At 68.8% G+C, this 11,737-nt stretch carries 8 protein-coding genes and 1 riboswitch; of the genes, 2 read left to right on the forward strand and 6 right to left on the reverse strand.

Annotated features, from left to right (window positions below):
* Nucleotides 1-130: 130 nt before the first annotated feature.
* Entirely contained in the window at nt 131-1,903 is a 1,773-nt protein-coding gene (thiC, locus tag AC08OX_RS06635) for a phosphomethylpyrimidine synthase ThiC (RefSeq protein WP_476607006.1), read from the reverse strand.
* On the opposite strand from thiC, the gene AC08OX_RS06640 reads away from it, so the two are divergent.
* Nucleotides 1,800-2,045, forward strand: a complete 246-nt coding sequence (locus AC08OX_RS06640) for a hypothetical protein (protein WP_476607016.1) — start codon at nt 1,800-1,802, stop codon at nt 2,043-2,045. The genes thiC and AC08OX_RS06640 overlap by 104 nt on opposite strands.
* Nucleotides 2,032-2,139, reverse strand: a riboswitch (TPP riboswitch). Its footprint overlaps the gene before it by 14 nt.
* A gap of 145 nt (nt 2,140-2,284) precedes the next feature.
* Here the strand turns inward: AC08OX_RS06640 and AC08OX_RS06645 are convergent.
* Together AC08OX_RS06645 and AC08OX_RS06650 are read right to left on the reverse strand one after the other, a co-directional pair.
* Nucleotides 2,285-3,883 (reverse strand): ATP-binding cassette domain-containing protein, encoded by a 1,599-nt coding sequence (locus AC08OX_RS06645; RefSeq protein WP_476607007.1) that lies wholly within the window; start codon nt 3,881-3,883, stop codon nt 2,285-2,287.
* Nucleotides 3,880-5,958, reverse strand: a complete 2,079-nt coding sequence (locus AC08OX_RS06650) for a branched-chain amino acid ABC transporter permease (protein ID WP_476607008.1) — start codon at nt 5,956-5,958, stop codon at nt 3,880-3,882. The genes AC08OX_RS06645 and AC08OX_RS06650 overlap by 4 nt, the downstream gene beginning before the upstream one ends.
* A 144-nt stretch (nt 5,959-6,102) precedes the next feature.
* On the opposite strand from AC08OX_RS06650, the gene AC08OX_RS06655 reads away from it, so the two are divergent.
* Nucleotides 6,103-7,335, forward strand: a complete 1,233-nt coding sequence (locus AC08OX_RS06655) for an ABC transporter substrate-binding protein (RefSeq protein WP_476607009.1) — start codon at nt 6,103-6,105, stop codon at nt 7,333-7,335.
* Between the two features lie 92 nt (nt 7,336-7,427).
* Here the strand turns inward: AC08OX_RS06655 and AC08OX_RS06660 are convergent, their stop codons facing one another.
* From AC08OX_RS06660 to AC08OX_RS06670, 3 genes are all read right to left on the reverse strand, one after another.
* Complete coding sequence (locus tag AC08OX_RS06660) at nt 7,428-9,389, reverse strand: ABC transporter ATP-binding protein (RefSeq protein WP_476607010.1); 1,962 nt, start codon at nt 9,387-9,389, stop codon at nt 7,428-7,430.
* A complete protein-coding gene (locus AC08OX_RS06665) occupies nt 9,386-11,119 on the reverse strand; it encodes an ABC transporter ATP-binding protein (RefSeq protein WP_011434843.1) in 1,734 nt (577 codons plus the stop codon). Before AC08OX_RS06665 ends, AC08OX_RS06660 begins: the two co-directional genes overlap by 4 nt.
* Nucleotides 11,120-11,298: 179 nt before the next feature.
* A partial coding sequence (locus AC08OX_RS06670; protein ID WP_476607011.1) for an EAL domain-containing protein occupies nt 11,299-11,737 on the reverse strand: 439 nt, incomplete at its 5' end.

Below are 11,737 nucleotides of genomic sequence, written 5' to 3' on the forward strand. Positions count from 1 at the left end.
CCCGGAGCGGCCACGCAAGACACGCTCTAAGGCGCCAGGAGCGCGTCCAGTGGTGAGGCGGGCCCGACGGGGCCCGCCGCTGACCGGCGGAAGCCCGTCGGGACGGTCGGTCAGGAGTTGGCCACGGTGGTCAGGAGTTGGCCACCGGAAGGTAGATCCGATTGCCGGCGGCGTTGAACTCGGCGGCCTTCTCGCGCAGGCCGGCGGTGACCGCCTCGTCGCCGGCCGGGTCCGCGCCATGCCCGGCCGGGTCCAGCCCGTCCCCGCCCGCGTGTGCCCGCACCTGGTGGGAAATCTTCATCGAGCAGAAGTGCGGGCCGCACATCGAACAGAAGTGCGCCGACTTCGCGGCCGGGGCCGGCAGCGTCTCGTCGTGGAACGCGCGTGCGGTGTCGGGGTCGAGCGCGAGGTGGAACTGGTCGGCCCAGCGGAATTCGAACCGGGCGTCCGACAGGGCGTCATCCCAGGCCTGCGCGCCGGGATGACCCTTAGCGAGGTCGGCGGCGTGCGCGGCGATCTTGTAGGCGATAACGCCGGCCTTGACGTCGTCCCGGTCGGGCAGGCCGAGATGCTCCTTCGGGGTGACGTAACAGAGCATGGCGGTACCGGCCCATCCGATCATCGCCGCCCCGATCGCGGAGGTGATGTGGTCGTAGCCGGGGGCGATGTCGGTGGTCAGCGGCCCGAGGGTGTAGAACGGCGCGTCGTGGCACAGCTCCCGCTGCAGCTGCACGTTCTCCTCGATCTTGTTCATGGGCACGTGCCCGGGTCCCTCGATCATCACCTGGACGTCGTGCTCCCACGCCACCTGCGTCAACTCGCCCAGGGTGGCGAGCTCGGCGAGCTGTGCCTCATCGTTCGCGTCCGCGATGGACCCGGGCCGCAGGCCGTCGCCCAGAGAGAACGTGACGTCGTACGCGGCGAAGATCTCGCACAGCTCGGCGAAGTGGGTGTAGAGGAAGTTCTCCTCGTGATGGGCCAGGCACCAGGAGGCCAGGATCGAGCCGCCGCGCGAGACGATCCCGGTCCTGCGCCGCGCGGTCAGCGGCACGTAGCGCAGCAGCACCCCCGCGTGGACCGTCATGTAGTCCACACCCTGCTCGCACTGCTCGATCACGGTGTCCCGGTAGACCTCCCAGGACAGCTTCTCCGGCCGGCCACCGACCTTCTCCAACGCCTGGTAGATCGGCACGGTCCCGACCGGCACCGGCGCGTTACGGATGATCCACTCACGGGTCAGGGCGATGTCCGACCCGGTCGAGAGGTCCATCACGGTGTCCGCGCCCCAGCGGGTCGCCCACACCATCTTCTCGACCTCCTCCTCGATCGAGGAGGTAACGGCCGAGTTGCCGAGGTTCGCATTGATCTTCACGAGAAACGCACGGCCGATCGCCATCGGCTCGGACTCGGGATGGTTCACGTTCGCCGGCAGCACGGCCCGCCCCGCGGCGATCTCCGCCCGCACCGTCTCGACGGGAAGACCCTCCCGCAGGGCGACGAACTCCATCTCCCGAGTGATCTGACCGCGGCGGGCGTAGCCCAGCTGGGTTATGGAAGGCCGTCCCGGCACCGCCCGACGGGGCACTCGCACCCGCCCGTCGAGATCCGTCCCGCCGAGACCGGGCGTCCCAGGACCCGATGCCCCGGTCCCGGGAACGGTCCGCCGCTCATCCAGCGCGGTGTCGCCACGCTGGGCGATCCAGCTGTCCCGCGTCGCCGGCAGACCCCGGCGCACATCGATCGTCACCCCCGGATCGGTATATGGACCGGAGGTGTCGTACACCACGACGGTGTCACCCGTGGTCAGCACGATCTCCCGCATCGGCACCCGCAGATCGGGATCCGCTCCGACCAGCCAGGTCTTGCGGCTGCCCGTCAGCGGACCCGTCGAGACCGCCGTCATCCCTGCGGCCGAGACGGACGAGGAGGAGGACGAGGACGAGGACGGGGAGGATGCGGCGGACGACAAGGATGAGGTGGACGGGGACGAGGTGACGGCCTTCGAGGTGGACGAGGACGAACGGTCGGTACGCGACACCATGTAAGACTCCCTACGCCGGCATTACCCGGACAGGTTCCTGCGGTCGGCGGCCCCAGCCGCCCTCTCAGCCCCTTGGCGGAGCTCCCGCGATCAACTTCGACGCTTGTCGACAGTAAGACACCGCCGGCCCGCTCGCCACCCCTTCCGGTTCATCCGACGCATGCCCTACACCATCAGGCGACGTGAAGAGCCCTGTTCCGCCGGACCCCGGTTTCTCTGCGTGGCGGGGAACGCCGGACCAGCTCAGCGGTCCGGGGCCGCCGCCGGCCCGGAACTCCCGCCCAGGTAGGCCGTCTCGATGAGCTCGGGATGCGCGATGAGATCCGCCGCGCTCGCCGACAGCGCGATCCGGCCCCGGTCGAGAACGTAGCCACGGTCGGCCACCTGCAACGCGAGCGAGACGAACTGCTCGACCAGCAGCACGCCGGTCGACGTCTCGAGGGCGATCGTGCGCAGCAGGGCGAGCAGCTGCGGCGCAATCCCGGGTGCCAGGCCGAACGACAGCTCGTCCACCAGCAGCAGACGCGGTCTGCGCACCAGAGCGACGGCCAACGCGAGCCGTTGCCGCTCGCCCCCGGACAGTTCTCCGGCCGACCGGTCGAGCAGGCCGCGCAGCACCGGGAACCAGTCCAACACCCGCCCGATCTCGCCGGATGAGCGCCGGCCGGCCGCCAGGCGCAGGTTCTCGCGGACGGTCAACCGCCCGAGTGATCCTCGTCCCTGCGGTACGACCGCCATCCCCCGGCGGGCGAGTGTGCTCGGCGCGGCCCGGCGCGACCGGTCATCGAGGACCTTGACCCGTCCCCTCGACGGCGTCAGCAGCCCCGCCGCCGTGCGGATCAGCGTCGTCTTGCCCGCGCCGTTCGCTCCGAGCAGCGCCACGATCTCCCCGGCACCGACGGTGAGCGACACGTCCCGGAGCACCGGAACTCCGTCGTATCCGCTCGTGACCCGGTCGAGTACGAGCAGATCGCCCCCGCCTCGGCCGGGGGCCGGCGCCGGGGTGGAGGCGGGCACGGACCCGAGAGCAGGCACGGACCCGAGAGCAGGCACGGAGTCGAGAGCAGGCACGGAGTCGGACCCAGAGGCCGAGCCGGGCCCGGGTCCCGGGGCGGTCCCGGCGCGGTCGCCGCCGTCGGGCTCACCACCGCCCAGATAGGCAGCGCGGACCGCCGGATCGGCGCGCACCTCGGCGGATCGACCGCGCGCGACGACGCGGCCCCCGTCCAGGACGAGGACGTGGTCGCATACGTCGAAGACGAGCTTCACGTCGTGGTCGACGAGCAGCACGGCGATGCCGTCGGCGGCGATGCGGCGCAGCCGGTCGGCGAGCGTCCGGCGGGCGGCCGGGTCGAGACCTGCGGCCGGTTCGTCCAGCAGCAGGACCTTCGGCCTGGCGACGAGGGCGCGGCCGAGAGCCACCGAGGACCGCTCGTCGTGGGAGAGCGTCGACGGCAGGCGATCGGCGATCGTGGCAAGCCCGAGCGACCGGGCCGGATCTGGCCCGGTCGCGGGTCCGGGTGCTCGGGGCGTGACGACGGCCAGGTTCTCCCCGACCTCCAGACTGTCGAAGAGTTCCAGCGCCTGGAAGGTGCGGGCGAGCCCCAACCGCAGCCGCTCATGCGCCGGCAGTCCGACGAGCACGGCACCGTCCAGCGTGACGGTACCCGCGCTGATCGACGCAAACCCGGTGAGGGCGTCGATCAACGTCGTCTTTCCGGCTCCGTTGGGTCCGATGAGCCCGGTGATGGTGCCGGCCGACAGAGTGAAGGAGACATCCTCGAGGATGCGCGTGCGGCCCTGGTCGGCGGCGAGCATGTCGACCGCCAGCAACGCCGTCACGGGGCTCCGCCCGGGTTGACCGGATGCGGGGTCAGGCTCGGCCGGCCCTGGTCCGGCGGCTGCGGGTGTCGCACGTGATCTCCTCGACGCGTTCGCTGCCCAGTACCGGTCCGATGCGTGCCACCCGACCGATCCGCGCGGCCCTGATGATCGGCGCGAGCCGTCCGATGCGGTCGGTACGCGAGCCCGGCCGGACGTAGCACCGCCAGCACCACGACGGCGATCCCGCACAGCACGGACTGGTACTTGCCGAGCCCGGCAACCTGGTCCAGCACGATGAACACGATTCCGCCCGGCGCCAGCAGACCTCCCAGCAACGCTCCGCCGACGCTCGTCACCCCGCCGGCGGCCGCGATCGCCAGGAAGAACAGCGAGGCCGTGACGCCGAACGAGTCGAAGGACAGACGTCCCTGGCCGTAGCCGATGAGGCAGCCGCCGAGACCGGCGATCGCGGCGGAGAGAGTGAAGGCGAGCACCTTCGTACGACGGACGTCGATCCCGGCCGCGGCAGCGGCCCGTTCGTTCGCGCGCACGGCCAGCATGCGCCGGCCCAGGTCCGCGGTGCGCAGCCGGGCGACTCCGTAGCAGCACGCGGCGAGCACGGCCAACGCCAGCAGCCCGTACTGCGGCCGGGGGAACCCGGCACCGGCGAGCCCGAGATCGAGGCCGAAGATCTTCGGACTCGGTACTACCGACCCGGCCAACCCGCCGGTGACCAGCGGGTTTCCGAACACCACCTCCTGGATCGCGACGCCGGCGACCAGAGTGATCAATGCCAGGTCGATTCCACGCAGCCGCCGTGACAGCACCCCCAGCAGCAGGCCCGCCACGGCGGCGGCACCCGTGGCGAGCAGGGGTGCGATCGGGAACGGCACGCCCAGCTCACCCTGGAGTCTGGCCAACAGGAAGCCGGCGACACCGGCGAGGGTCATCTGTGCCAACGAAAGCTGTCCGACGTACCCGGTCAACACGACGAACGACAGACACACCACGGCGCCGGCAAGGCTGCGTTCGAGGCCGAGCCGGTAGGGGCCGGCCAGCACGAGGATCGCGACCACCCCGAACGGCACACCGACCGCGAGGTGGCGCAGGGGAGACTCCGGCGGGTCGATCACCGGCATCGGAGCCGACACGGCGACGCCCGCGGCGCGACCGGGAATCAGATCCCCGCGCCGGCCTGCCACCGCGATGACCAGAAGCATCGGAAGCAGCGCGCGCAGTCCCGGCTGGTTCAACCAGGAGACGTCCTGTTGCAACGGGATCAGGACGGCCTGGGTCATGCCGAGGCCGAGAGCTCCGACGACGGTCAGACCGAACGAGGACAGGCCACCGAGCAGAGCGGAGGCGAGCGCGGGAACGACGAACAGCGAGTAGCTCGTCGGATTCAGCGCACTGATCGGCGCCACAAGGATCCCGGCGAGGGCGGCGAGCACGGCCGCCATGACCCAGTTGACGGCGGCGATCCAGCCGGGCCGCCGGCCGAGAAGCGCGGTGGTCTGCTCATCCTCGGCGACGGCGCGGGTAGCCAGGCCGAACAACGTCCAGCGCGACATCGCCCACAGACCGGCGGCGACCGCGATGACCGACGCGGCGAGCAGCAGCCGGTCACTCGCCACGGTCACGCCCAGCAGGGACAGCGGTGACTGCGGCAGCACCGGACTGAGGAACCTGTTGTCAGATCCGAACTGGAGCACGGCGACGGCCTGCAGCGCGATCGTGAGGCCGACCGCCGCCACGACCGTCATCAGCGGCTGGGCACGCCGCAAGGGCCGAAAAACCACCAGATAGGATGCCAGTGCTAGAATTGCCGCCATTGCGAGGGATACTGACAGGGCTAGCCCGAAGGTGGGCGTGTCGGTGAGATGAATTCTTGGCGGCATCCCGACGAAGGGCAGTACGAGGTCCCCGACCTCCCGTAGTTCTGCGTACTGGTAGGTGGCGTACATAGCGAACGCCCCATGGGCGATGTTCACCACGCCGGACGCGCGGTAGGTGAGCACGAGCCCTAGCCCGAGCGCCGCGTACACGGCCCCCGGGCCAAGGCCGAGCAGCAATGCTGCTATATACGTTGTCACCGGCCCCCCGTAGACGCATCTATTGCAGATAGAGAGATCCGAACTGCGATGAAGACCGGACGCATGGTCACACAACAGTCCCCGTCCGGCCGGTCGACGGTCAAGCCCCCAGAACTGGACGACAGAAGTGTAGCTTCACGAGCCGTGAGACAAGCCTCCCGCATCCTCCTCGCGTTCTCCGTAGCCTTGTCCGTCGTTGTCGCCGGGTGCACGAGTCAGCGCGGTGGCTCGTCCGGCGCAGCTGCCGGTGGCAGCGCGGCGGCGAGCCGCCTGACCGGGCCTGCGGTCACTGTCGGCTTCGTAACGGTTGAGAACAGCACTGTCGGGTCATACCCGGAGACCCGGAAGGCCGCTCAGGCCGCCGTGGACTACGCCAACACCTCTCTGGGCGGGCTCGACGGTCGACCGCTCCGGCTGATCAGTTGCGCAACCGACGGCTCGCCGGAGTCCTCCCAGAACTGCGCCAACCGGCTTGTCGCCACGAAACCACTCGCGGTGGTCGGCGGGATCGATTTCGGCGCGGAGGCGGCGATGCCGATATACGAGGCCGCCCACATCCCGTACGTCACCGGCTCTCCTCAACTGAGCGGAGAACTCGGCTCACACAACGCCTTCGCGTTTTCCGGCGGTTCGCTCAGCGAGCTGCTCGGCCTCACCGACTATCTGACGAACATCCGGCATGTGCGCAGCGTGCATGCCCTGTACCTCGACCTGCCCGGCCTGCTGTCCGCCGCTATCCAGGGATCGCAGAACGTCCTGCACCATAAAGGTGTGTCCGACGTCAAACTGGTGCCGGAGAAATCCGACGCGGCAGACTTCGCACCGGCCCTGACCCAGGTCGCTGCGGGCAAGCCGGACGCGATCATCGTGGTGTTCCAGGCTGCGACGTGCACCCGGATCGTCCAGGCCGCGGCGGCGCTGAACATCCGCAGCGACATCTACTTCATCGGTCCCTGCACCACCCCCGCGGTGCCGCGCGCGGCCAGCGGCCGGACCGACAACCTCTACTTCGCATCCAGCTACCTACCGGTCGGGACGAGCGATGGTGACGCCGACACGGCGGCGTTCCGTAAGGCGATCCCAGAGGCCGATCGTTCCTCGTCATCGCAGGGATCCTTCTCCGCCGTCCTCAACATCCGGTCGCTGCTGGCCGGTACCGCCCAGCCGACCTCGGCCGCCCTGCTCACGGCGCTTCGCGCCTCCCACGACCGCCCGAACGTCATGGCCCATCCGTTCACCTGCGACGGCAAGCAGATCGACATCTTCCCGGCGATCTGCAACACGGCGGTGCGGCTGCTGGCGTGGAAGAACAACACGTTCACCGATGTCACCGGCAACTGGCTCGACGGACGCCAGCTCATCAAACTGATCAACTGACCACGTTCGCCTAACGAGCCGTCCGGCTCGTGCTCATCCCCGTTGTCACACGCACGGGCCGGTGGCGCAACCACTCACGCAGATCTCGACGGTCAGATCTCGACGACGGCCTGGGCGAACTGGGACTGGTACAGCCGGGAGTATGGGCCATCGGCGGCCAGGAGCTCGGTGTGGGTGCCCTGTTCGACGATGGCTCCGTTCTCCATCACGAGAATGGTGTCCGCGTCCCGGATGGTCGACAGCCGATGCGCGATGACGAACGCGGTCCGCCCCGCCCGCAGGGTCGACATCGCCCGTTGGATGAGGACCTCGGTACGGGTGTCCACCGAGCTCGTCGCCTCGTCGAGAACCAGGATCAGAGGTTCCACGAGGAAGGCGCGAGCGATGGTGATCAGCTGCTTCTCCCCGCCGCTCACGCCGACCCCCTCGTCGTCGAGCACGGTGTCGTAACCCGCGGGAAGAGTGCGGACGAACCGGTCGACGTGCGCGGCGCGGGCCGCCGCCACGATCTGCTCGTGGGTGGCGCCCTCCGCACCGTAGGCGATGTTCTCCGCGATCGTTCCGCCGAACAGCCAGGTGTCCTGCAGGACCATGCCGATGCTGGCCCGCAGTTCATCCCGCGACATCGCCGCGACATCGACCCCGTCCAAGGTGATCCGTCCGCCGGTGACCTCGTAGAAGCGCATCAGCAGGTTGATCAGAGTGGTCTTGCCGGCGCCGGTCGGCCCGACGATCGCGACGGTGTGACCAGGTTCCGCGACAAGTGACAGGTCCTCGATCAACGGCTGGTTCGGTTCGTAGCGGAAGGAGACGTGTTCGAAGGCCACCCGGCCACGAAGCCGCTCCGGATGCGCCGGAACCGCCCGGTCGGGTTCCTGTTCGACGGTGTCGAGCAGGTCGAACACCCGCTCCGCGGAGGCCACCCCGGACTGCACCAGGTTCGCCATGCTGGCAACCTGGGACAACGGCTGGCTGAACTGCCGAGAGTATTGGATGAACGCCTGGACGTCACCGATCGACAGCGAGCCGGACGCGACCCGCAGGCCGCCGATCACCGCTACCAGCACGTAGTTCAGGTTTCCGATGAACAACATCGAGGGCTGCATGAGACCGGAGATGAACTGCGCACGCCAACTGGCGGCGTAGAGCCGCTCGTTCTGCTCACGAAAGATCTCCGCGGATTCCTCCTGCCGGCCGAACGCCCGCACGAGCGTGTGCCCGGTGTACATCTCCTCGATATGGGCGTTGAGACCACCGGTGATCCGCCACTGGGCGACAAACTGGGGCTGAGCCAGCTTGCCGACCCGGGTCGCCATCATGATCGACACTGGCACCGTGACCAGCGCGATCAGGGCGAGGATCCAGGAGATCCAGAGCATCATCGACAGCACGCCCACGATCGTCAGCGTCGACGCGACAATCTGCGACATGCTCTGCTGCAGGCTCTGCCCGAAGTTGTCGATGTCGTTGGTGACCCGGCTGAGCACCTCGCCTCGCGGCTGACCGTCGAAGTAACGGACGGGCAACCGCGAGATCTTCGCCTGGACGTCGCGGCGCAGATCACTGATCACTCTCTGCAGGGCCAGGTTCGCCAGCCGGGCCTGGAGCACACCGCACAATCCGGACACCGCGTAGACGACCACGACCCCCAGCAGCACGGCACCGATGGCATCGAAGTCCATACCATGACCGGGGGTCACGTCGAGCGAGGCGAGCAGGTCCGCCTGAGTACCGTGGCCGGTGGCACGCAGCTGCGCGACCGCCTGTTCCTTCGTGCTGCCGGCTGGCAGCCGCCGACTGAAGATCCCCGCGAACACCAGGTCGGTGGCGTGACCGAGCAAGCGAGGACCGATCACGCTCAGGCCGACACTCAACGTCGCCAGGACCACGACGGCGATCAGCAGGTGACGCTGCGGTTGCAGCAGTCCGAGCAGCCGGCGGCTCGACGCGGCGAAGTCCATCGACTTCTCCGTCGCGCCCGGGCCCACGAAGAACCGAGCGGGCCCGGCCGTCGGGGCCGGGCCGCGGCGCGGTGCCGGTACCGGGCTGCTCATGCCGCCTCCTCCTCGGTGAGCTGGGAGAGCACAATCTCGCGGTACGTGGTGTTGTCGGCCATCAGCTGCTGGTGGGTGCCGACGCCGGCCACCTCACCGTGGTCCAGCACGATGATCTGATCCGCATCCCGGATGGTGGCGACCCGCTGAGCGACGATCACCACGGTCGCGGCGGAGGTCTCGTGGGCGAGCGCCCTGCGCAGGCGGGCGTCGGTGGCGTAGTCGAGGGCCGAGAAGGAGTCGTCGAACAGGTAGATCTCCGGGCCGTGAACGAGCACGCGGGCGATGGAGAGCCGTTGGCGCTGGCCGCCGGAGACGTTCGTGCCACCCTGGGCGATCGCGGTGTCGAGACCGTCCGGCATGGCTTCGACGAAGTCCTTCGCCTGCGCGATCTCCAGCGCGCGCCACAGTTCGTCGTCGGTGGCGTCCGGATTTCCGTAACGCAGATTGGTCGCGACGGTGCCGGAGAACAGATACGGCTTCTGTGGAACCAGGCCGACGGTCCGGGCGAGCAGCGCCGGGTCGAGATCGCGGACGTCGACACCGTCGACGAGGACGGCGCCCTCGGTGGCGTCGGCCAACCGCGGGACCAGACCGAGCAGCGTTGTCTTGCCGCTACCGGTGCTGCCGATGATGGCTGTGGTCTGACCCGGCCGGGCGCGCAGGCTGATTGCGCGCAGGACCGGCGCCTCCGCGCCCGGGTAGTGGAACCCGACGCCCCGCAGTTCCAGGTCACCGTGGCGGCGCAGCTCCCGCACCGGGTTCTGCGGTGGCAGGACCGTGGAGTCGGTCTCGAGCACCTCCTGGATGCGCTCCGCGCACACCTCGGCGCGGGGAATCATCATGAACATGAAGGTGGCCATCATCACCGACATCAGGATCTGCATCAGGTAGCTGAGGAAGGCCGTCAGCGCGCCGATCTGCATCTGGCCGGCGTCGATACGGTGGGCGCCGAACCACAGCACGGCCACGCTCGAGAAGTTGACCACGGTGAGCACGAGCGGGAACATCAACGCCATGAGTCGGCCGAACCGCAACGAGATGTCGGTCAGTTCGGCGTCAGCCACCGCGAATCGGCGCCGCTCATAGTCGTCCTGGACAAAAGCGCGGATCACCCGGAGTCCGGTGATCTGCTCCCGCAGGATCCGGTTGACGGCGTCCAAGCGCTCCTGCATCGCCCGGCCCAGCGGCCGCATCCGTCGCACGATCAAGCTGATGATCACTGCGAGGACCGGAGTGATCGCGACGAGCAGGAGCGAGAGCCCGGCATCCTGATTGACCGCCAGGATGATGCCGCCCAGGCACATGATCGGCGCGGAGACCATGAGCGTGAAGCTCATTAACATCAGCATCTGCACCTGCTGCACGTCGTTCGTGGCCCGGGTGATCAGAGAGGGCGCGCCGAAGCGGCCGACCTCCCGGGCCGAGAACGACTGGACCCGGTCGAACACCGACGCCCGGATGTCCCGACCGAGCGCCATCGCCGTCCGGGCTCCGAAGAAGACGGCGGCGCCGGCACAGACGATCTGCACGACGCTGACACCGAGCATGAGTCCACCGATACGCATGATGTAGCCGGTGTCGCCGATGACCACTCCACGATCAATGATGTCGGCGTTGAGGGTGGGGAGGTAGAGCATGGCGATCGTCGCCACCAGCTGCAGAAGGACCAGTATCGAGATCGGCCGGCCGTAGGGGCCGAGGTGAGCCCGCAGAAGTCGGATCAGCATACGGTGCCTCTCGGTGGCGGCTGGTGGTCGAACCGGTAGGTCGCGACGACGGTGGGTAACCACACTGCAGACGTGTTGCGACCCTACGACGTCAACCCAACATCAGGTCAAGGCATTTTCAGTGCCGCGCACTGGAGAGTCGAGGGTCAGTGCCGCGCACTGGAGACATGGCGGCTACCTCATGTCGGATACCTGCCGGGGATGTCGGCGAGCGGTGCGGGTCCGCCGAAGAGGCTGCCCTGGCCAAGGCCGCAGCCGCTGTGCGCGAGGGTGGCGGCCTGCTTCGCGTCAGCGATGCCGGTGCCCAGCAGTGAAATGCCCAGTCCGCGGATGGTGGCGAGGAACGCCGTGCGCAGCGTGCCGTCGTTTTCTTCTTCCCCGGGGGTGCGGCCGTCGGTCAGCGATTCGGTCAGGTGCCGGGTGGCGGCGGCGTCGAGCACGATGATCTGGACGGGGAGCGGCAGAAGGGGATCGAACAAGAGGTCCTCGGCGTCGGGATAGGTGATCGCGAGCCTGATACCTCGTGCGGCCAGTCCGCGCAGCGCCCGCAGGGCAGCCTGATCGGTGTGGTGCGTCGCGCCGGCGACGCGGAGCACGAGAGCATCGGGTGGCAGGTGG

It is taken from the genome of Frankia sp. CoBUL1 (genome assembly GCF_978021245.1).